This is a genomic window from Shimwellia blattae DSM 4481 = NBRC 105725 (assembly GCF_000262305.1).
Lineage (GTDB): Bacteria > Pseudomonadota > Gammaproteobacteria > Enterobacterales > Enterobacteriaceae > Shimwellia > Shimwellia blattae.
The window spans coordinates 1,174,243-1,197,185 of sequence record NC_017910.1; the positions used below are offsets into that span (position 1 = coordinate 1,174,243).

Below are 22,943 nucleotides of genomic sequence, written 5' to 3' on the forward strand. Positions count from 1 at the left end.
GCGTGGAGATGATCATGGACATCAGTAAGCGACATTTTTTACAACACCTGGGTATTGCGGCGGCCGGCGCGTCGCTGGTGCCGTTAGCACAGGCGGGGATCTCCCTGAGACCGGAGCGCCACGGCGGCAGCGCTGAGCACCGCTACGCCATGCTGATTGACCTGCGCCGCTGCATTGGCTGCCAGGCCTGTACGGTCAGTTGCGCCATCGAAAACCAGACGCCCCAGGGGGCATTTCGCACCACCGTCAGCCAGTATCAGACAGAAAGTGACGACCACTCGCAGGTGACCAATCTGTTCCTGCCCAGGCTCTGTAATCACTGCGATAACCCGCCCTGTGTACCGGTCTGCCCGGTACAGGCAACCTTCCAGCGCCAGGACGGCATTGTGGTTATCGACAACACCCGCTGTGTGGGCTGCGCCTACTGTGTGCAGGCGTGCCCCTATGATGCCCGCTTTATTAACCACAGCACCCAGACGGCAGACAAGTGCACCTTCTGCGTACACCGCCTGGAGGCGGGGCTGCTACCGGCCTGTGTGGAGTCCTGCGTCGGGGGGGCGAGAATGATCGGCGATCTGAAAGATCCCCACAGCACAATAAGCACGCTGCTGGCTACCCACCGGGAGGCTATCCACGTACTGAAACCGGAAAACCAGACCCGGCCACATGTTTTTTACCTCGGGCTGGATGCGGCGTTTCTCTCACCCCTTCAGGGCCGTGCTCAGCCCGCACTCTGGCAGGAGGCAGACCATGAACATTTCTGAGGTTGTGGCACACCCCCAGGCGATAACCTGGCAGCCGTGGGCGGTGCAGTATTTTTTCTTCATCGGGATTGGGGCCTGTGCAGCGCTGCTGGCGTGTGTGGCCCGGCTGGTGAGTCACACCGCCAGCAACAGGGTTGAGCGCGCCTGTTTATTTATCGCCTTAACCTGCAGCATTACCGCGCCGCTGGCCCTGACAGCGGATCTGCACCAGACGGCCCGGTTCTGGCATTTTTACGCCTGGCCTACCCCCTGGTCATGGATGCCCTGGGGCGCACTGCTGTTACCGCTGTTTATGGGGCTGCTGGGGCTGTGGTTCTTTTTGTTCTACTTGCACACGCTTACCGGGCGCCACACACCGCTGATGCGCTGGCTGGCCCTGGCGACCGGGCTGACAGCGGCCGGGCTGCTGCTGTATACCGGGCGGGAGGTGTCGGTCGTGCGTGCGGTGCCGGTCTGGTTCAGTTACTGGTATCCGGTGGTGATGCTGCTCAGTGCTATGGGCGCGCTGCTTGCCATGCTCAAACTGCCCCTGCGGGATACCCCCTGGCTGGCAAAAGGGCAGGTGGTGGTGCTTGCCCTGCTGGGGGCAGTGGCGCTGGCCTGGTACCGGGGGGATGCGCTCTCCGGTGAGGCGCTGCGCCAGCAGTGGCATCTGGCGGGGGGGATCCGCCTCTGTATGCAGGTGAGTATCGCTTTATGGGTGCTGGCGCTGGGGGTTGCGCTGTATGCCTGTGCCCGCCCGCTCACGGGTGTGCTGGTATGGGGCAATGTGCTGATTAGCGCGGGCCTGTGCTGGATCCTGCGCTGGTCCCTGCTGATGGGCGGCCAGACAATCCCGAAATACAACGCCCTGATTAATGACTATCACCTGCCCGCAGGTAACGAGGGGGCTATGGCGATAGTCGGCACCTTCGGTTTGTGGTTTGCCCTGATGATAACTCTTGGGGAGTGCGTTAACTGGTTTTTAAGGAGAGTGCGCCATGGCTGAATTATCCCGTCGTCAGTGGTTGAAAATAGGGGTGGCTGTAGGGGGCTTTGCGGCCTTTGGCCTGAGCTATCGCGATGTGGCGCAGCGCGCCGTGGACGGGCTGGTTAACGGCACCTCCGGGAAGGTGACCCGCGATAAAATTTTTGCCAATGCCCTGGAGCCCGAAGGGCGGATACAGGGCGGCTGGCAGCAGAACCCCGATCAGGCCATCTCCATGACCCAGTGCTTTGGCTGCTGGACACTGTGCGGGCTGCGGGTGCGGGTAGACAAAAAAGCAAACCGCGTGTTGCGCATTGCCGGTAACCCCTGGCACCCGCTTTCCCACGAGGCGCCGTTCGACAGCGCCATGCCCTTTGCTCAGGCCATGGCCCGGCTTGGCGGTGAAGGCGGTATGCCTTCCCGCTCCACCGCCTGCGCTCGCGGGGCAACCCTGGCTGAAGGCCTGTACAGCCCGCAGCGCATCCTCACCCCGATGAAGCGGGCAGGGAAGCGCGGGGAGGGCAAATGGCAGCGCATCAGTTTTGAGCAACTGATTGCCGAAGTGGTCGAGGGCGGGGATCTGTTCGGTGAGGGCCATGTTGACGGGCTGAGGGCGATTCGCGATCTGACTACGCCGGTGGATGCCCGGCACCCCGACTATGGCCCGAGGGCCAACCAGCTGATGGTCACCAATGCGGGTGATGACGGCCGGGACGGGTTTTTGCGGCGCTTTGCCCAGCACAGTTTTGGTTCAAAAAATTTTGGCGCACACGGCGCTTACTGCGGGCTGGCTTACCGGGCCGGTTCCGGCGCACTGCTGGGGGATCTGGATAAAAACCCCCACGTGAAGCCAGACTGGGAAAATGTGGAGTTCGCCCTGTTTATGGGGACATCACCGGCCCAGTCCGGTAACCCGTTTAAACGCCAGGCCCGGCAACTGGCCAGCGCCCGTTTGCGTGACACCTTCCGCTATGTGGTGGTGGCCCCGGCGCTGCCGCTGACCACGGTACAGGCCGACAGTCACGGACGCTGGCTGGCGCTCCGGCCGGGCAGCGATTCCGCCCTGGCGATGGCGATGATCCGCTGGATAATCGAAAACAACCGCTATACGGCAGAGTATCTGTCCATGACCAGCCGCGAAGCGATGCTGCGCGCCGGTGAGAAGAGCTGGACCAACGCCTGCTGGCTGGTGATTACGGATGAGCAACACCCCCGGGCCGGGCAGCATCTGACCACCTCGTTGCTGAGCGGTGAAGCGAGCGGCAACGACGAGCCGCTGGTCATCAGCGAGGCGGGGGAGCTGGTGCCGGTAAGCCAGTGCGATCGCGGGGCGCTGCTGGTCACCCGGCAGATAACCCTGCACGACGGCTCCTCTGTAACGGTAAAAAGCAGTTTTCAGTGCCTGGCCGATTCCGCCTGCCGCTTTACGATAGCGCAGTACAGCCAGCAGTGCGGTGTGCCGCAGGCGCAGATCATCGCGCTGGCGCAGGCGTTTACCAGTCATGGCCGCAAAGCGGCGGTGATTACCCACGGTGGCATGATGTCCGGGAACGGCTTTTATAATGCATGGTCGGTGATGATGCTCAACGTGCTGCTGGGCAATATGAGCCTCAGCGGCGGGGTGTTTGTCGGCGGGGGGAAATTCAATGGTGAGGTGAACGGGCCTTGCTATAACTTCGAACAGTTTCCCGGCAAGGTGGCACCCAGAGGGATGAACATCGCCCGGAGCAAGGCGGACTACGCCCGCTCCCCGGAGTACCAGGAGAAGGTGGCCCGGGGCCAGGCCCCCTGGCCGGCAAAAGCGCCCTGGTATCCTTTTGTTGCCGGGCAACTGACCGAGCTTCTGCCCTCGGCGCTGGCGGGGTATCCGTACCCGCTGAAGGCGTGGATCTCAAATATGACCAACCCGCTATATGGTGTGCCCGGGTTGCGCGGCATTATTGATGCACAGCTGCGGGATCCGCAGCGCCTGCCGCTCTTTATTGCCATCGATGCCTTTATGAATGAGACCACCGCCTTTGCGGACTATATCGTGCCGGATACCCATAACTTTGAGAGCTGGGGGTTCAGTACGCCCTGGGCCGGGGTAGCCACTAAAACCACAACGGCCCGCTGGCCGGTGGTCTCTGCCGCAACGGCGAAAACGGCGCAGGGAGAGCCGGTCTCCATGGAGGCATTCTGCATTGCGGTGGCCAGACGGATGGGGCTGCCGGGCTTTGGGGATAACGCCATACCCGACAGCCAGGGCGAGATGCAGGGGCTACACCGGGCGGAGGACTATTACCTGCGCGTGGCGGCCAATATCGCCTTTGCCGGGCAAAAACCACTGCCGCCAGCAGACGAGCAGGATATTGCCCTGTCGGGGGTTGAGCGTATTTTCCCGGCCATCCGCACTACGCTGAAACCCGCAGAGGCGCTGCCGGTGGCGTTTCTGTATAGCCGCGGCGGGCGGTTTGCACCGCCGGAAACGGGCCGGAAAGCGGGCCTTGTGGGGGCGGAGTGGGTAAAACCGCTGCAAATCTGGAACCCGCAGGTGGCGGCCTACAAATACGCCTTAACCGGGGAGCGCTACAGCGGCTGCCCGACCTGGTATCCGGCGCGCCTGTCTGATGGCCGGGCGCTGGAGGCGCTCTACCCGCCCGCCCGCTGGCCGCTGCAACTGATTTCGTTTAAATCTAACCTGATGAGCAGCAGCACCGGGGTGACCGAACGGCTGCACCGGGTGAAACCGGCAGGGCTGGTGGCGATAAACCCGCAGGATGGCAAGCGCTTTGGCCTGCAACATGGCGACAGGGCGCGCATCCGCACCCCCGGGGGGCAGCTGGAGGTGCAGATAAGCCTGCTTGCGGGGGTGATGCCGGGGGTAATTGCCATCGAGCATGGCTACGGCCATAAGGAGTCCGGCGCCCGCTCCTGGTGGCTTGACGGGGAGCAGGTGGCCGGTCAGCACTATGCTGGCGCAGGTATTAACCTTAATGATCTGGGCTTTGCGGATCCTACCCGCAAGATCCCCGGCCCGTGGCTGGACTGGGTGACCGGGGCTGCCGTTCGCCAGGGGCTACCGGCAATGATTGAGAAAGTCTGATTATCGCGGGGCCTGGTATAAACGGGCCCCATTATTATTTGTGGTGGTATTACCACCTTTATATCAATCGGCCCTTAGCCATCAAAATATAAACCTGGTAATATTTCTTTTGTCTCCTGCCTCCCTGTAACCTTAACCTTTAAAAGGTTCGGTGATTTCTGTGTTTCGATATTTATTTAAATTAACGTTGTATCGTCTCACCCACAAATTTCTGCATACGTTAACTGCTGCGATATAAATGTTTGCTGATTGTATCCCCTGCAGTTTATTTTACTAGTATGGTATGTCTGGTTGCTATTAATTCTGGTTTAAAATTCTTAGTAATTTTATTATTTTGACACAATGAACTGTAAATATTATTTTTTACAGATCGTTATTCCATTATCGTGTGTAAAGAATCTTGAGTGAAAAGTGTACACAGCGATAAACAGAGGGATGATGAGATGGCTGAGAGTTTCCAGAATGAAGTGCCCAAAGCACGTATTAATCTAAAACTTGACCTGCATACGGGGGGCGCAAGCAAGAAAACTGAACTTCCCCTGAAATTACTTATTGCAGGCGACTTCAGTAATGGTCAGGAGTCCGCGCCATTACCGGAGCGTAAAAAAGTTAATCTGAACAAAAATAATATTGATGCAGTTCTTTTCGAATATTCTCCAAAAGTAAACCTTACCGTTAAAAATACGCTGGCCGGTGACGGTAGCGAAGACAATATCAGCCTGATATTCCGGAGCATGAAGGATTTCTCTCCGGAGCAGGTCTCCCGGCAAATACCTCAGCTCAAGGCGATGCTTTCCATGCGCAATTTGCTGCGCGATTTAAAAGCAAACCTGCTGGACAACCAGGCCTTCCGAAAAGAGCTGGAGAAGATCCTGCTCGACCCGGCATTAAGCGCCGAACTCCGGGAGGAGCTCTCCGCCCTGGCACCGAAACAGCCATAACGGCCACGATAATTTAACGGATTAATAAGGAAGATGCTGATGTCTGTAAAAAATGAGCATGCCGCTGGCGGCGAGAGTGTGGTACTTGAGCGCCCTGCCGCGGGCGGGGTTTATGCGTCCCTGTTTGAAAAAATCAATCTCAGCCCGGTGTCTGAGCTGAGCGCCCTGGATATCTGGCAGGATGCGCAGGCGATGTCGGATGCCACCGCTGATGAGCGGTTAACCGCCGGAATGCAGGTGTTCCTGGAGTGCCTTAAAAAATCGGGCTCAAAAATTGAAAAGCTCGATAAAACGCTGATTGATCACCATATCGCGGAGCTGGACTACCAGATTAGCCGCCAGCTGGATGCGGTAATGCACAGCGAAGAATTTCAGGCGGTGGAGAGCCTGTGGCGCGGCGTGAAGTCGCTGGTCGATAAAACGGATTTTCGCCAGAACGTGAAAGTGGAACTCCTGGATATGTCGAAAGAGGATCTGCGCCAGGACTTCGAAGACAGCCCGGAAATTGTCCAGAGCGGGTTGTATAAACACACCTATATTGATGAGTACGACACCCCGGGCGGCGAGCCGATTGCGGCACTGATTTCCGCTTATGAATTTGACGCATCCGCCCAGGATGTTGCCCTGCTGCGCAATATTTCGAAAGTGTCTGCCGCCGCGCATATGCCGTTTATCGGCTCCGCAGGCCCGACGTTTTTCTTCCGGGACTCCATGGAAGATGTGGCGGCCATCAAGGATATCGGTAACTACTTTGACCGCGCCGAGTACATCAAGTGGAAATCCTTCCGTGAGACCGACGACGCCCGCTATATCGGCCTGGTGATGCCGCGCGTACTGGGCCGCCTGCCGTATGGTCCGGACACCGTGCCGGTGCGCAGTTTTAACTACGTTGAAGAAGTGAAAGGCCCGGACCACAACAAATATCTCTGGACCAGTGCCGCTTTCGCTTTTGCATCCAACATGGTGCGCAGCTTCATTAACAACGGCTGGTGTGTCCAGATCCGTGGCCCACAGGCCGGTGGTGCGGTGCAGGATCTGCCCATCCATCTGTACGATCTGGGGACCGGGAATCAGGTGAAGATCCCGTCTGAAGTGATGATTCCGGAGACCCGCGAATTTGAATTCGCCAGCCTGGGGTTCATCCCTTTGTCGTACTACAAAAACCGCGACTACGCGTGCTTCTTCTCGGCAAACTCCACCCAGAAACCGGCGCTGTATGACACTGCGGATGCGACGGCGAACAGCCGCATCAACGCCCGCCTGCCGTACATCTTCCTGCTGTCGCGTATCGCCCATTACCTGAAGATGATTCAGCGTGAAAACATCGGCACCACCAAGGACCGGCGTTTGCTGGAGCTGGAGCTTAACACCTGGGTGCGCAGCCTGGTGACGGAGATGACCGATCCGGGCGACGAGCTGCAGGCTTCTCACCCGCTGCGTGATGCCAGAGTGGTGGTGGAAGACATTGAGGATAACCCGGGGTTCTTCCGCGTGAAGCTGTACGCCATCCCGCACTTCCAGGTGGAAGGTATGGACGTCAACCTGTCACTGGTTTCCCGGATGCCGAAGGCGAAATCGTAAGGCGAGGGGAAACCAGGGATGAAAATTCATCGTCCGTTATGGAATGAAGGGGCGCTTCTGGCCCCTCAACAATTTCAGCAACAATCTGAATGGGATGCATTTTCCCGGGCCGGTATTGCCGCCCGTGGAAATGTCTTTCCCTGGGGGGTTGGTCGGGTAGAGCTGGATGAAGCGATGCTGGCCTCCGGTCGCGTCCAGGCGCAGTTACTTCGTCTCTGGCTCCCGGATGACACGCTGGTTGATACCCGGTGCAGCGATCTGCCACCGGAGCCGCGTGAAATCGGGGCACCGGATTCGGCCAGCAATGCCCCGGTGACGGTATATGTGGCGTTGCCTGTGATGCAGGCCGGGATCGTGAATGTGCAGACGGACACGGTCCCGGCTGAGCGCCCGCTGCGTTATCGGGAAGCCTGGGAGACGATCGCCGATTGTTTCGGTCAGGAAGAAGAGCCGATGGCGGTGGCCCGCTTTAACCTGGCATTCCGTTTCGGACATGAAGACAACGGCGCCTGGGATACCTGCGCCATTGCCCGTCTGTTGCCGGACGGGCAGGGGGGCTGGCGTCAGGATCCTGACTTTATCCCGCCGATGGCGCTGTTCTCGGCAAGTCGTCATCTGTGTGAGCGCCTGGCACTGCTGAATCGCCAGCTGCGCTCCCGCCGTCAGCGTCTGATGTCCATGCGCCGTGAGAGCAACGACAGGATGGCTGATTTTGCAGTCGCTGATGTTTCGCTTTTCTGGCTGCTGAATGCCCTGAATTCGCATGCCCGTGTGCTCTCTGAGTATGCGCGTTTCCCTGACAGGCATCCTGAGCAGGTCTGGGGCGAGCTGGCTCGTCTTGCCGGCAGTATGCTGACTTTCTCGCTTGAGCACGATCTGGATGCCATTCCGGGTTATGACCACCTCGCGCCGGAGAAAACCTTCCCGCCACTCTTCGACCTTATCAGCGAACTGCTGGAAGCCAGCCTGCCATCACGCGTGGTGGCTGTCCGTATGGATCGCCTGGAGCCCGAAACCTGGAAGGCGGTGTTGCACGATATTCGTCTGCGCGATGAAGCCGATTTCTATCTCTCCGTTCGGGCAAACCAGCCAGCCTGGCAGATTGCTGAACGCTTCGCCGAAGTCTGTATTGCCGGTGCCCCGGCAAGTGTGGGCGAAGTGTCCGGTCTGGCTGTTGAAGGTATTGGCCTCATTGCCCTGAACCGCGTGCCTGCTGTGCTGCCGGTGCGTCTGGAGAACCAGTACTTTGTGCTGGATATGGAGTGTGATGCCGCCCGTGAAATGCTGGATCAGGGGGTCTGCGTCTTCTATGTTCCGTCCGTGCTCGGCGAACTTGATCTCGAACTGTTTGCGGTGCTGCGCTCATGATAAAGGACTTCGACATTGATGCCCTGTTGGCAGAAACCTGGCTCACCGTGGCGCAATTGCGTCACGGCGGGCGGGTAACGGATGGCCCGGTGCTTTATGCCGCGTGTAAAGCGCAGGTGGAGAGCGTGCGCGAGGCGCTGGACAGGGCCGGGTTTGATGCAGAAAGTATCGATCACATTACCTACGCCCAGTGTGCTCTGCTGGATGAAACCGTTCTGAATCGCAGGCCGGAGCCGAAAAATGCAGTCGTGGAGGTCAGGGGAACAGACGCCACAGAAAGCCATTCCACTGATGAAACGTCCCGTGACGCGCTGAACATGGCCTCGCTGGACGAGGGGCAGAGAACCTGGCGTTCAGCTCCGTTGCAGACGGTGTACTTTGGCTCACTGCGTGCCGGTGAAGCGCTGTATGACCGCATCGCGGAGATACTGCGACACCCCGCGCCTGAGCCTGCCGTGCTGGCCTGTTACCAGCGGGTGCTGGCACTCGGTTTCCAGGGGCAGTACCGGTTGTCCGGCATGGGGCAGTCCCGTCGTGATGAGGTTATTGCAGCACTGAATGAGCGCGTGCCGCCGCTTGAGACCGGCACCTCTCTGGTGGTGCAGAAGACCGGGAGACGTCGTTACAACTTGCTGCGTTCCATCTGGTTCTGGATTGTGCTGGCGGCGCTCCTGACTGGTGCTGTGTGGCTGGGTGGTCATCTGTGGTTGCAGGACTTGCTGCACCAGCAACTGCCGGAGCAGCCCTGATGCGTGGACGAATACTTGCCCGGGCTGCCCTGCCTGTATTGCTGTGCCTTATCGCAGTGTTGTGGCTGGTCTGGGGATTTCTCACATGGCCAGTTGCAGGCAAATCGGCGCTGACGCTGCCCGTTATGCTGATATCAGCTGCTATTATCTGCCGGCGTTACCGTCAAAAACGGCCAGCACTGCAGGTTGATGAAGCTGGTTACTTCCCGCCTGAAGGCCATACAGGACCGGTGGTGCTGGTGTGCGGAGATGTGGATGATGCCATGTTTGCCGGAGGCCCGGGCCGGGGCACCGCACAGGGGTGGTATCTCCGGGTAGCGGAACTGACCGGGCTTATCCCTTTTGCAGAGCGTCTGGTGGCCCGCACCCCAACGATGGCAGGCCAGCTCGCCGTGATGTACCGCTGCCTGCCGGACCAGCATGAGGATGAGGCGTTGTTACGCGCATCCCTGAAAGCGCTGCGCCTGCAGATGAAGCCGTTGCGGGAACTGACCGGCTATAGCGTACCGCTGATCCTGAATAGCGAATTCAGCGGTCCGGAAACACCCTGGATAGTGGTGCGGGGCAATACGGCTCTTGTGTGCCCGGAAGATGAGCCTGCCGTCATCCTCAGCGAATGGCAGCAGTCTTCGCAGACGGCCTTTATTCAGCCGTACCTGACCCAGGCGACATCACTGCTTCACTCCGTGATGCTGGATGAGCTGGGCAAAGCGGACAGGCTGTGCCCGGCCGTACGACCCTTTGCTGTTACTCTGCGTCTCGGGTCGGTAGCCACCTCGACAGCCGCGCTGTGGCCACAATTATTGTTCCGCCAGACCCCCATTGCCCCAGCCGGTCGTGTCACGGTGTATGAACCGCGCTGGCATTTTGCCGATGCGGTACTTCCTCTGCTGGCCCCTTATACCACCCCGTTGCAGAGTGGAAAAACCGGGCGTCAGGTGGTGATGGTTCTGCTGTTATGCACCCTGGGTGCCATTGCCCTGTCTGTGCGCCATAACCAGTCACTTATTCGCAAGGTCAGCGCCGACCTTCAGCGCTGGCAGGCCATCCCGATGAACCACTATGCCCCGAAAGCGCAGGCCCTGTTTGCCCTGCAGCAGGATGCGTTGTTGCTGGAACGCTGGCAGCGTCAGGGAGAACCCCACCGCTACGGGCTTGGGCTGTATCCGGGCAACCGCCTGTGGCTGGCGGTGCAGCAGGCCATTGATACCTGGGTGCCTCCACCGCCTCCATCAAATCCGAAGCCAAAGCCGGTATCGAAAATTGTCCGTCTCGACAGTATATCGCTGTTCGACCCTGGCCAGTCTGTGCTGAAAACCGGCTCCACCAAAATGCTGGTGCAGTCACTGGTCGGCATCAAAGCGAAGCCGGGCTGGCTGATTGTTGTGTCCGGCCATACCGACAACACCGGCAACCCGCAACTGAACCAGACGCTCTCCCTGAAGCGTGCCGAAGCGGTACGCGACTGGATGCGTGACACCGGCGATGTGCCGGAAACCTGTTTTGCGGTACAGGCCTATGGCGCAAGCCGTCCTGTCGCAACCAACGACACCCGGGAGGGCCGTGCGCTCAACCGCCGTGTCGAAATCAGTCTGGTACCGCAGGCCGATGCCTGTCAGATACCGGGCCACACCCCGGCGTCATCGCAGGATGATGGCGCATCACAACACAATGGAGAGTAATTCCATGGCAATTCCTGTTTATCTCTGGCTGAAAGACGACGGCGGCGCGGACATCAAAGGGTCTGTCGACGTTCAGGATCGTGACGGCAGCATCGAAGTGGTGGCGCAGGAGCATAACCTGTACATCCCGACCGACAACAACACCGGCAAGCTGACCGGTACCCGTATTCATACCCCGTTCCTGTTTACCAAGGAAATCGACTCCTCCAGTCCGTATCTGTACAAGGCGGTGACCACCGGCCAGACCCTGAAGTCTGCGGAATTCAGGTGGTACAAAATCAACGATGCGGGCCAGGAAGTGGAGTATTTCAACACCAGGCTCGAAAACGTGAAAGTGGTGAAAGTGAACCCGGTGATGCACGACATCAAGGATCCGTCCTACGAGAAGCACAATCACCTCGAACAGATTGAGCTGCGTTACGAAAAAATCACCTGGACCTATAAAGACGGCAACATTATTCATTCCGATTCCTGGAACGAACGCGCCACCGCCTGATTACGCGTCATCTTTCGCGCTGCAGGTGCGCTGGCTACGTTCGCTTACCCCGTGCTCGTCGGGGTAAGCGAACTTGCTGCCTCCCTGCAACACGAACTCTTCAGCGTAATCCCTGTTTTTAAGCGGAAGGGAGTGACCTTTCCGCTGTTTTGCTGAGCGCCTGCCCGCGCGGGTGTTCAGCAAAAAACATCATATCCGGAAACAGACCTTATGGGCCTTGGTAACGGCCATGGGCGGTAGCGTGTCCGAAAGGTCCTTAACAGTGAGGAACAGCAATATGGAAAACCCGGCAATTCTCCTTCGGCGTCTGAACCCTTATTGTGCCCGCGCGATGGAGGGGGCCGCCTCGCTCTGCCAGACTCGCGCCCATGCGGAAATCCTGCCGGAGCACTGGCTGCTGAAGCTGCTGGAGCAGGGGGAAGGGGATCTGACCGTACTGGCACGCCGCTACGAATGGGATATGGACGCGCTGTGGCAGGATTTGCTGGGCTGGCTGGATAAACAGCCGCGCTCGGTACGCCAGCGCCCGCAGCTCTCGGAAAATATTCAGGCACTGATGCAGGAAGCCTGGCTGATTGCCTCGCTCAACAGTGAAGAGCAGATCCGCAGTGTTCACCTGCTGATGGCGCTGGCCGAAAAACAGAGCCTGGTGCGCTGCGATGGGCTGTGGATGTTGCTGACACTGGGCCAGAGCCAGCTGGAGCGTCTGCGTCCGCTGCTTGATGCGCAGTCTGATGAGCGCCCCGAGGTGCAGCAGGAAGCGGAACTGGCCCGGAACCATGGTGGGGAGGTAGAGCTTGCCGGGCACCCTGCCGATGCGGATGTCAACGCGGGGGAGCTTAGTCCGGCCCTGCAAAACGCGCTGGATAAATTCACCCTTGATATCACAGCAAAAGCGAAAGCGGGCAACATCGATCCGGTATTTGGCCGTGATACTGAAATCCGCCAGATGGTGGATATTCTCTCCCGGCGTCGCAAGAACAACCCGATCCTGGTGGGGGAGCCGGGCGTTGGCAAAACTGCGCTGGTGGAAGGGCTCGCGCTGCGTATTGCCGAAGGTAACGTGCCGGAGTCGCTCAAACCTGTTGTTCTGCGCACTCTTGACCTTGGCCTGTTGCAGGCGGGCGCAGGGGTGAAAGGCGAATTTGAACAGCGCCTGAAAAACGTAATTGACGCTGTGCAGCAGTCACCGGTGCCGGTGCTGCTGTTTATCGACGAAGCCCACACCATCATTGGTGCCGGTAATCAGGCGGGCGGGGCGGACGCCGCGAACCTGCTGAAACCGGCGCTGGCACGCGGTGAACTGCGTACCATCGCTGCCACTACCTGGTCCGAATACAAGCAGTATTTCGAGCGCGATGCTGCCCTGGAGCGCCGTTTCCAGATGGTGAAAGTGGACGAGCCGGACGACGACACCGCCTGCCTGATGCTGCGTGGCCTGAAATCCCGCTATGCGGAGCACCACAACGTGCACATCACCGACGGAGCCGTGCGCGCCGCCGTCACGCTTTCCCGCCGCTACCTGACGGGCCGCCAGCTGCCGGACAAAGCCGTTGACCTGCTCGATACCGCCAGCGCCCGAGTGCGTATGAGCCTTGATACTGTGCCGGAACCATTAACCCGCATCCGCGCGCAGATAACCGCCCTGGAAATGGAAAAGCAGGCATTGCTGGAAGATATCGCCGTGGGTAATCAGAACCATGATGAACGCCTGGCGGCCATTGAGCAGGAGGAGAACAGCCTTATTGTTGAGCTGGACGTGCTGGAAACCCGGTATGGCGAAGCACTGAAATTCACCGGCCAACTGCTGGAAAGCCGCCAGGATATCTCCCGCCAGGGGGAGACCCGTCAACTGCAGCAGGCGCTGAACAGCATGCAGCTGCTGCCGGTGGATGTGGATGCGCGCACTGTAGCTACAGTTATTGCCGACTGGACCGGTGTGCCGCTCTCCTCGCTGATGAAAGACGAGCAGACCGAACTGCTGACGCTGGAAAATGAAATCGGCAAGCGCGTGGTCGGGCAGGATGTGGCGCTTGTTGCTATTGCTCAGCGCCTGCGGGCGGCAAAAACCGGCCTCACGTCAGAAAATGGCCCGCAGGGGGTATTCCTGCTGGTGGGGCCGAGCGGTGTGGGGAAAACCGAAACCGCGCTGGCGCTGGCGGACGTGATGTACGGCGGCGAAAAATCGCTTATTACCATCAACCTGTCGGAGTACCAGGAGCCGCACACGGTTTCCCAACTGAAAGGATCGCCGCCGGGCTACGTAGGTTACGGCCAGGGGGGGATCCTCACCGAAGCGGTGCGCAAACGCCCCTACAGCGTGGTGCTGCTGGATGAGGTGGAAAAAGCGCACCGCGACGTGATGAACCTCTTCTATCAGGTGTTCGATCGCGGCTTTATGCGCGACGGGGAAGGGCGTGAAATCGACTTCCGTAACACCGTAATTATGATGACCTCGAACCTTGGCAGCGACCACCTGATGCAGCTGCTTGATGAGCAACCGGACGCCAGCGAAGGCGATCTGCACGAGCTGCTGCGCCCGATTCTGCGTGATCACTTCCAGCCGGCACTGCTGGCGCGCTTCCAGACGGTGATTTACCGCCCGCTGGCCGAAGCGGCCATGCGTACCATCGTGGAAATGAAGCTGTCACAGGTCAGCAAGCGCCTGTATCGACACTACGGTCTGACTACGCATATCGACAGGGGGCTGTATGACGCCCTGACGGCTGCCTGCCTGCTGCCGGATACCGGTGCGCGTAACGTCGACAGTCTGCTCAGCCAGCAAATCCTCCCCGTGCTGAGCCAGCAGCTTTTAACGTATATGGCCGCGAAACAAAAACCACACTCCCTGACGCTCGGCTGGAATGATGAAGAGGGGATTGGGCTGGAATTTGATGCCACGGATACCACAGGAGAGGCGTAATGATGGAGAGTATTACCAGTCTGGCACAGAAGAAAATCGATGAAGCGCTGGGGCTGTCCCGTTATCGTGTGGATGTCCATGAATGCCCGCATTTTCTCGACGTCCTGCGCTTTCGTGCCAGTGAAAGGCTGAGCCAGCCGTGGTGCTACGATGTCACCTTCACCTGTGCGGCGAGCATCGCCAGCAATGAGGTAATGCTGAAGCCGGCCTCTTTCACCTTCCAGGCACCATTGTTTGATGGTACGCCAGCTGCGCCGGTGCGCACGGTGTATGGCGTGGTGGATACATTCCGTCGGATCTCTGTGTCGGGGGATGAAATCACCTATGCCCTGCGACTCGTGCCGCGTATCGCCCTGATGCAGCACACCGAGCGCTGCGCGGTATATCTCAATCAGTCCGTGCCGGAAGTGGTAGAGCAGATACTGTGCTCCCACGGGCTGGAAGGGGCGGCTTTTGAATTTCGTCTGTCGCAGACCTACCCGGTCCGCGAGCTCATTACCCAGTGGAGTGAGACAGATCTGGCCTTTGTTCAGCGCCTGCTGGCTGAGGTGGGCATCTTCTGGCGCTTTGAAATGGACAGCCGCATTGAACAGGATGTGGTGATTTTTCAGGATAGCCAGATGCAGTATCAGTTCGGCGTGAAGCTGCCCATTATTCCGCCGTCACGCGCCAGCGATAGCGGCCAGGAGAGCACCTGGGATATTCGGCCAACAGACCGTGTGGTCACCGGTAGTGTGGCTACCCGCGATTATAACTATCGCGATGCGCTGGCCCCACAGGACAGTTCAGTGACGGTTCGCCAGGAGGGTGGGGCCACCATCGGTGAGGTGTATCACTACGCTGAGCCGTTCCTGAGCCAGGGGGATGCGGCAACTCCGGAGAGCGGTGCCTGGTATGCCCGCCTGCGTCATGAGCGCTACCTCAATGCTCAGCAGACCGTCACGGGGCGTGCGAGTAGCCCGGTTCTGGCCCCGGGTGAAGTGCTGGAGCCACAGGGCCGCGGACTGCCTGAGTCGCTGAAGGACGGCATCGTCATCACTGGTATTTACACTTCAGGCGCACGCGATAAGGGCTTCCAGTTGCGGTTCACGGGTATTCCTTACAGCGAAACGGTCTGCTACCGCCCTGGGTTGCTGAACCGCCCGGTGATGGCTGGCTCCCTGCCTGCCCGGGTGGAGAGCGATGAGAAGCATGACACTTATGCTTATCTCGACAACCAGGGGCGCTATCGCGTCCGGCTCGATTTTGACCGCAACAGCACTGAGCAGGGATATGCCTACCTCTGGCTGCGTATGGCAAAACCTTATGCCGGAGATACTTACGGTTTCCACTCCCCGCTGCTTGATGGCACCGAAGTCTCGGTGATGTTTGATGGCGGTGATCCTGACCGGCCATACATTGCCGACGCCCGGCACGATTCTGAACACCCTGACCACGTCACGCGTGATAACCATACGCGTAATATCTGGCGCACGGCCGGGGACAACAAATTCCGCCTGGAAGACAAGCGTCAGGAAGAGCATTTCAAGCTCGCGACACCTTTTGGCAAGACGCAACTCAACGGCGGCCACATCGTGGACAGTGAGCGTGAGCCACGCGGTACCGGATTTGAACTGCGTACCGATGAGTTCGGGGTGCTGCGCGCCGGACGGGGGATGTTCCTGACCGCCGATGCGCAGCCTGCGGCGCAGGGCAAAACGCTGGACATGGCGCCGGCGACTGAGCGCCTGCATCAGTCAGCGGCCGAAATGAAGCGGCTCAATCTGCTCGCGCAGCAGGCTCAGGCACTCACGTGCGACCTTGAAAGCCAGAACCGGCTGCTGGAAAAACGCCTGAGAGATCTTCAGTCTGCCGCCCTGCTGGGCAGTGCACCGCAGGGTATTGCGTTCACTTCGGGGGAGCACCTTCAGATGACCGGCAGGCAGAACACTATTCTGAATGCGGGTCAGCATCTGGATATGGGGGCAATGAAGAACATCACGCTGGCTGCCAGTGAGTCTGTCGGGCTGTTTGCCCACCAGGCCGGGGCAAAGCTGATTGCTAATCAGGGAGATGTTGAGGTCCGTGCAGAGGCGAGCTCAATGGAGATGACATCGGCGCTGCTGTTTACCATCAGCAGTAACAAGGATGAGCTGCTGATCAGTGCGCCTAAACTGCGGCTCAACGGCGGTGGATCCAGTATCACGCTGGATAAGGGCGGCATTCTGGAAGAAACCCAGGGTGATTACCTGGTCAGGTCTGCACATTACCGCTCACCGATGGCCGGTGGCAGCATGGATATCACGCCGCCGCAGTTCAGCCAGACGAGCGCCAGCGTGACGCCCTCCAGAACACGCCATATCCCTTCACGTTAAGGATAACCGTAATGAAAATCTGTTTTCCTGCCCGCAAAGCGAATGGTGAACAATACGCCACCCTGGATGAAATGATGCAGCCGCTCTGTCAGGAGCCACACGGCTCCTGGCTGGCCGGAACGAATAATATGTGGCACGGGGGGATCCACATTACCCGTAAGAGTGCCCCCGGTTCTGTGCTGACAAACGAGACGGCAGATTCTGCGGTGCCGCTTCAGTTTATGGCGGGCGGTGAGGTGGTGGCCTGGCGTATTAACCGGGACTATCTGACCGGTAAATACATTAATAACCCGCTGCAGTATTCCGGTACGTTTGTGCTGGTTAAATCCACCTGCACCCCGGATCCCGGAAAGAAGGATAACAGCCTCGATTTTTACGCGCTGTATATCGGGCTTGCTCCGCTGTCGGCCTTTCCGGAACACCGGCTGTATCAGGTTACTGAGAAGGGGGACAGGCTGAGTCAGCGTGAATATACCGGAAAAGAAAAAGACGGAGATAAGGCTCCGGTTGCGAATAATAAGCTGAAAACGGGCGACAGGGTTATTGTGCTGCGTGAGATCACCTTCAGGCTGAAGGGGCGGGCGCAGACGTTCGGGCTTGCCCGGATGCTGAACGGTAAATCCGAAATAACCGGCGTGGCGTTCTGGGTGTCGCTTGACCCGCAATATATGACACCTGCCGGTAAACAGAGGGCGCACCTGCCGGCCTGGATGCAGCAGGCTGTTACGCAGGGGGGTTTTGATACCGTTGCCAGACCTGCCGCTACATTCGAGGTTGCAGCAGGCGATGCTGTGGGGTATCTGGCGGAAGACATTGCCCCTGACGGCACGGGCGGCGTGGAGAAAAGTGCGTTCGCACATATTGAAGTGCTGAGCACCGACAGCCGGATGATCGATTTTCTGAGTAATAAGGCACAGGTGAAGAGCGGCCTGAAATACGTTCATATCCACCCGGAAAGCGCCATTTATAGCCGTTCCGGCGATACCTTCACCCGGACCCGAGGACAGGTGAAGCAAGACATTCACAAAATTATGCCGCAGGACAAATGCCGTCCGTTCACCGACAGCAGCGGTAAGCGCTGGTTTGATATCGGGGACGGGGCCTGGCTCAGCGAAGAGGATGTCGACGCCGATATCGGCCAGTACGACCTGATGGATTTGGGGTTCAGTACCTTTGAGGAGTTGCCCATATCCGATATGACGAAGTCCCTGCATGGGGGGTGGATTAAGGACGGATTCGCCAGAATAGCGGAGTGGGTACGGCCTGAGCGCGGTATCCGGGAAAAACGGGTCTCAGACTACTACAAAGCCCTGCTGCAGAAAATGGACAGCGATAACAGTGGCGATCTTTCCGGTGATGAGCTGCGTCATGCGGTGAATTACGAGGAGCTGGATGTCAGGGATATCGTGGCGCGAATGGTGGTCAGGCACGACAGTGAGTGGTTTGGTGGCAGCAGCCATCACCGCTGGAGAGCGTTTTTAACGCAGCTGGATCCGCTGTGTGTCAGTTATGTCAGAAAGTGGTTTGACGATATGGAATGGATGAGCCAGGTGGAGGGATTCAGCAGCGGTGAGCCTGTCTGGCATATGCATCCGGTGGTGTTTTTGGATAGTATTTGTGATTCCGATGGCGATGAGATGGATAAAAAATGGTTAACAGTACCGAAAGGGCAGCTTACCTTTAATGCTGAAGGGAACGATATCGAAAATAGTATTTACTTTTCGCGTCATCCTCATGTACCTAACAATAAAGGTGTTGTTATAGGTCTCTCAGGTGTAACATTCGGTCGTGGTCTTGACTTTGGACAGCAAACAAAATCATATATTGAAAGCCTTTTTAATGAAATGGAAAAAAACACAAAGCCCTTGCCGTCAACGCTTAAAGTATGGATCTTGGGCAGTGTTGGATTGAAAGGTGCGACTGCTTTGACTTATTGTCAAAGCATTGATAGGCATGTTCCTAAAGAAGAACAGTATTTAACTAGAAAACAGCAACACTTTCTATTTAATGCAGTGTATGATCACTTATATACTGTAACAAAACGAGTTGTAGCGAAAGGTGCCATTATTGATGGACATCAAATCTCAGTTAATCTTGAGGACTACAGCCAAAAAGTTCAAGATGTTCTCGTGGATTTAACATTTCGCGGGGATAATTCATTAAGAACAAGGCAGTATTTTATGAAAGATCTGAAAGCTGGTGAGGTCGATTTTAAAGCCAATATTTCCAATCCTTATTGGAAATCTTCATTTGGAGTGCCAGTTCAAAGATTCAACGAACGAAAAGGATATTTATGATGAAGAAAGTTATCATGCTAGCACTCACTGTGTCTGTATTATCTTCAATTGCAAAAGCTGACTCTCCAAGTGAACGGGTTAATTTTGAGAGAATAAAAGATGCATATTCTAAAGCAGATGCTGAACTGAATTTTGTATATAGACAGCAAATTCAGGAGTTTAAGAAGGAGGGGGCGGAATTTTATGGGCAAAGTGAATCACGCGATATATATCTTAAGAAATCTCAATTGGCATGGGTAAAAATGCGTGACGCTAGCTGTGATTATGAAACTTATGAATCCAAAACAGGGACTGCATTCTCCAGTATATATAAAAAATGTCTTTTAGATAAAACAAATGAACGGATTGAATATCTCAAAAAATACAACTGAATTGTGTTGAGCCCGCTTTTTCATTTTGGGTAAGCAAAGAATTAAATGTATCGGCCAAAAACTTAAGTGTTTATGATGTGACATTCAAAGTAAATAGTGGACATAATGGATATGATGACCGTCGGATTAGGTTTAACAATGTCGCAGAATTACTGAAGATTAATAAGAACTAATATATGTTTTCCAAAATACTTTGTAGTTTATTATTTGCATTCTGTTCATTGCCTTCATATGGACAGGGTGAGATAGTTCAAGGGCCGTTTAAAATCGATGGCGAAAAAGTAATCTACTTTCAGAGAGAATCAAATCCTGATTTCCCTATCGGTTTATACTACGATTCCGGAACAAAAAAAATTCAAGTTGATAAATATGAAGTGGCTGGGGATACTCCCAATATTGATACTGTGTTTTTTATGAAAATTCACAATGTAAAAAACGTTGTTGTTTTAATCTCTTGGCATCAACTGCACCAAGCTGAGTCTATCAATGGGAATGCTTATCAGGTCTACACTTATAAATATATTAATGACTCATTGACTCTAAATGATGTGATCACAAAGGATCCTGCATTAAACGGTATGGATGGTGAGTTTAACGGTGATGAAGTGTATTTTAAATATAAAGATGCAGCATCTATTAAGCAATACATCAAGAGTAAATATAACTGATTTTAATTATTTGTCTTGAATGTGAGCTCGTATATTTAATGTTAGTGGGTGATAAATCACATGGCTATTCCGGAAGTATTGTCTGTGAATAATAAATTAGGATAATTTTCTGGAGATGAAGGTTTTAAGAAACTGAGTGTCAGGATGCACTCAATTATATAAATGATAAAATTACAGCTTTAGAGCTTTATTAATAAAAGTATTCGTTGCAATTTTTTCAGTATTTATTATATCACTCAGGCTCATGGCTCATGGCTCATGGCTCATGGCTCATGGCTCATGCGAGTGAAACTGTAGGATGTTTTAGTGCAGGGAAGACGAATGTCAAATTCATCCAAATATCTCAGGATGGATTGGGTATTGGGTATTGGGTATTGGGTATTGGGTATGTTAAGTACGAGTGTTCGAAATCAGCAATTCCATTGCTTTTTGTGAAAACAGAAGAGCAAGATTCAGCTGATCGTCACTTATCTTTTACAACCGATTGGAATGAAATACTTAATGAAAAGGTGAGTAGTTATTATAAGGTAATATCATACAAATGGTTTTTGATATGAAAAAAACTAGTGCATTTATTTCTGGATTCTTTATTTGCAGTGTAAGTGTAGGATTTTCATCCACTGAAACGGGTTCTAAATTATCTTATGATAAAAGTTTACATCAAATAAAATCAGATGATGGTCGATCGTTTCTTAAGTTTGACGAGCGTGATGAAGGGAATGCATCGTATTATTTTGATTACTTCGGAGGAAAACCCTCTGTAGTGCATGATAGTAATTCTTTAGACTCTTACTCTGTATTCTCAGTAATTGAACGGGATGATATTAATTTTAGGATTAACTGCATTGGTAATCCCCCCGAAAAACCGGTGTGTTCATAAGTAGAATTTTCTCGTAATCTGAACCGGGGAGATCTCTATGAAAAAATCACGCTTTACCGACAGCCAGATCATCGCCATCCTCAAGCAGGCTGAGGCCGGAACGCCAGTTGCTGAACTGTGCCGCGAACATGGTATGAGCAATGCCAGCTTCTACAAGTGGCGTTCACGCTTTGGCGGAATGGACGCATCCATGATGGCCCGACTAAAAGAGCTGGAAGATGAAAACCGCCGCCTGAAAAAGATGTATGCCGAAGAACGGCTCAAAGCCGAAATTATTCAGGAGGCTATGGCAAAAAAGTGGTGAAGCCATCGCAGCGAAAGCAGATGGCACAGGACGCGGTCAGACACCGAAGCGTCAGCATACGTTTTGCCTGCCAGTTGTTTGCTGTCAGCGAAAGTTGCTATCGCTATCAGCCTCAACTGAATGAAGAAAACACGGTTATTGCTGACTGGCTGCTCCGTATCACCGACAGTCAGCGCAACTGGGGTTTTGGTCTGTGCTTTTTGTACCTGCGTAACGTAAAAGGCTTTAAGTTCAATCACAAAAGGGTATACCGGATTTATTGCGAGTTGTCGCTGAACAGGCGAATTAAACCGAAAAAACGACTGAAACGGGATAAGCCCGAGCCGCTGGCGGTGCCTGAAAGCCGCAATGAATGCTGGTCGATGGACTTCATGCACGATCAACTGTCGGATGGTCGTTCCGTCCGATTGCTGAATGTTATCGATGACTTTAATCGTGAAGCGCTGGCCATTGAGGTAGATTTTTCTCTTCCCGCAAATCGTGTGGTGAGGACACTCGAACAACTGATTGAGTGGAAAGGTAAACCAGCAGCAATACGATGTGATAATGGGCCAGAATATACCGGCAAGATACTGATGTCATGGGCTGCTCAGCAGAATATCACCCTGCGTTTTATTCAACCCGGAAAACCTCAGCAGAATGCATATATTGAGCGATATAACCGGACTGTACGTTATGACTGGCTGGGACAGCACCTGTTTACATCACTGGACGAATTGCAGGGCTATGCCACACGCTGGCAATGGTTTTATAATCACGAGCGTCCGAATATGGCACTGAATGGTTTCACGCCAATGCAGCATATTCAACGCATGACCTGATTCTACTTATCGCCTCCGTTAAAAATGGGGGGATTACCCATTTATGCGGATTTTAAAAGTGGCAGTAATGGCGTTATGTCCAAAGAGGGTCTTTGTGGACTAGATAAGAAAATTGATAATAAATCATCTGTTTCAGGGGGGGGAGGTGACGAATTTATCAAAAAAATCACAGATAAAAATAATAAACTCAATACATTATACTTTATAAATGGAAAAGTTAAATACTTGCCAATAATCCTGTTTCAGAATGAAAAAAGATATGTCTATAAATTGTACGAAAGTAAATACGACTTAGAAAATGGAAAGTATAGAATAATTTCTTGTGAAAATAATAATAGCGCCTGTGAATTATATGAAAGCGATACTTGGGTGGTCATTCAGGCTACTCCAGAACCATCAATAGATTTTGAAGTTTTGAAGAATCTGAATGGCAAATCAACTTTTGAGAAGGCTGTCGCTACAAAAGTAGATGTAGTCATAGATAGAAATTCTCCATTTGAAGTTAAATCCTCAAAGGCTTATTTTCAGTCATCGACTGGGAAGAAACTGAAGTCATATCTGGTTAAGGGGGATAAAATAACTCTCTTAAACTTTAGTGAGAGTAGATGTTTTGTCGAATATACTAATCCTAAGAATAAATCTATTGATGGATACATTTCCTGTCAGGATTTGAATATTTTTAACTAATCAGC

At 54.8% G+C, this 22,943-nt stretch carries 18 protein-coding genes; all 18 read left to right on the top strand.

Features of this window, described 5'->3' with window-relative positions; translation table 11 throughout:
• Positions 1 to 14: 14 nt before the first annotated feature.
• Positions 15 to 764: a tetrathionate reductase subunit TtrB gene (gene ttrB, locus EBL_RS05475; RefSeq protein ID WP_002441155.1), complete on the top strand. Its 750-nt coding sequence runs from the start codon at positions 15 to 17 to the stop codon at positions 762 to 764.
• Positions 751 to 1,752: a tetrathionate reductase subunit TtrC gene (ttrC, locus tag EBL_RS05480; protein WP_002441154.1), complete on the top strand. Its 1,002-nt coding sequence runs from the start codon at positions 751 to 753 to the stop codon at positions 1,750 to 1,752. Before ttrB ends, ttrC begins: the two co-directional genes overlap by 14 nt.
• A complete protein-coding gene (gene ttrA, locus EBL_RS05485; protein WP_002441152.1) occupies positions 1,745 to 4,816 on the top strand; it encodes a tetrathionate reductase subunit TtrA in 3,072 nt (1,023 codons plus the stop codon). The genes ttrC and ttrA overlap by 8 nt, the downstream gene beginning before the upstream one ends.
• A 443-nt stretch (positions 4,817 to 5,259) precedes the next feature.
• Positions 5,260 to 5,757 (top strand): type VI secretion system contractile sheath small subunit, encoded by a 498-nt coding sequence (tssB, locus tag EBL_RS05490; protein ID WP_014715898.1) that lies wholly within the window; start codon positions 5,260 to 5,262, stop codon positions 5,755 to 5,757.
• A 33-nt stretch (positions 5,758 to 5,790) separates the two neighbouring features.
• A complete protein-coding gene (tssC, locus tag EBL_RS05495; RefSeq protein WP_002441148.1) occupies positions 5,791 to 7,338 on the top strand; it encodes a type VI secretion system contractile sheath large subunit in 1,548 nt (515 codons plus the stop codon).
• Positions 7,339 to 7,356: 18 nt separating this feature from the next.
• On the top strand, positions 7,357 to 8,706 hold the full coding sequence (tssK, locus tag EBL_RS05500; protein ID WP_002441146.1) for a type VI secretion system baseplate subunit TssK: 1,350 nt from the start codon (positions 7,357 to 7,359) through the stop codon (positions 8,704 to 8,706).
• On the top strand, positions 8,703 to 9,455 hold the full coding sequence (tssL, locus tag EBL_RS05505; protein WP_002441142.1) for a type VI secretion system protein TssL, short form: 753 nt from the start codon (positions 8,703 to 8,705) through the stop codon (positions 9,453 to 9,455). Before tssK ends, tssL begins: the two co-directional genes overlap by 4 nt.
• The gene (locus EBL_RS05510) at positions 9,455 to 11,137 is read left to right on the top strand and encodes an OmpA family protein (protein ID WP_002441140.1); all 1,683 of its coding nucleotides are present in this window, start codon (positions 9,455 to 9,457) and stop codon (positions 11,135 to 11,137) included. Before tssL ends, EBL_RS05510 begins: the two co-directional genes overlap by 1 nt.
• A 4-nt stretch (positions 11,138 to 11,141) precedes the next feature.
• The gene (gene hcp / locus EBL_RS05515; RefSeq protein ID WP_002441138.1) at positions 11,142 to 11,633 is read left to right on the top strand and encodes a type VI secretion system effector Hcp; all 492 of its coding nucleotides are present in this window, start codon (positions 11,142 to 11,144) and stop codon (positions 11,631 to 11,633) included.
• A 277-nt stretch (positions 11,634 to 11,910) separates the two neighbouring features.
• Entirely contained in the window at positions 11,911 to 14,556 is a 2,646-nt protein-coding gene (tssH, locus tag EBL_RS05525) for a type VI secretion system ATPase TssH (protein WP_002441134.1), read from the top strand.
• On the top strand, positions 14,556 to 16,910 hold the full coding sequence (locus EBL_RS05530) for a type VI secretion system Vgr family protein (RefSeq protein WP_002441132.1): 2,355 nt from the start codon (positions 14,556 to 14,558) through the stop codon (positions 16,908 to 16,910). Before tssH ends, EBL_RS05530 begins: the two co-directional genes overlap by 1 nt.
• 11 nt (positions 16,911 to 16,921) lie before the next feature.
• Positions 16,922 to 19,207, top strand: a complete 2,286-nt coding sequence (locus EBL_RS05535; RefSeq protein ID WP_014715900.1) for a hypothetical protein — start codon at positions 16,922 to 16,924, stop codon at positions 19,205 to 19,207.
• A complete protein-coding gene (locus tag EBL_RS05540) occupies positions 19,204 to 19,578 on the top strand; it encodes a lysozyme inhibitor LprI family protein (RefSeq protein WP_014715901.1) in 375 nt (124 codons plus the stop codon). Before EBL_RS05535 ends, EBL_RS05540 begins: the two co-directional genes overlap by 4 nt.
• A gap of 176 nt (positions 19,579 to 19,754) precedes the next feature.
• A complete protein-coding gene (locus EBL_RS05545) occupies positions 19,755 to 20,246 on the top strand; it encodes a hypothetical protein (protein ID WP_002445592.1) in 492 nt (163 codons plus the stop codon).
• Between the two features lie 251 nt (positions 20,247 to 20,497).
• Entirely contained in the window at positions 20,498 to 20,803 is a 306-nt protein-coding gene (locus EBL_RS20485) for a hypothetical protein (RefSeq protein ID WP_002445594.1), read from the top strand.
• Positions 20,800 to 21,126, top strand: a complete 327-nt coding sequence (locus tag EBL_RS20490) for a hypothetical protein (protein ID WP_014715902.1) — start codon at positions 20,800 to 20,802, stop codon at positions 21,124 to 21,126. Before EBL_RS20485 ends, EBL_RS20490 begins: the two co-directional genes overlap by 4 nt.
• Positions 21,127 to 21,163: 37 nt before the next feature.
• A protein-coding gene (locus EBL_RS05555) for an IS3 family transposase (RefSeq protein ID WP_126298247.1) occupies positions 21,164 to 22,251 on the top strand; the annotation gives its coding sequence in 2 pieces (ribosomal slippage) (positions 21,164 to 21,416 and positions 21,416 to 22,251; 1,089 coding nt in all).
• Between the two features lie 75 nt (positions 22,252 to 22,326).
• Complete coding sequence (locus tag EBL_RS05560) at positions 22,327 to 22,938, top strand: hypothetical protein (RefSeq protein WP_014715905.1); 612 nt, start codon at positions 22,327 to 22,329, stop codon at positions 22,936 to 22,938.
• Positions 22,939 to 22,943 lie beyond the last annotated feature (5 nt).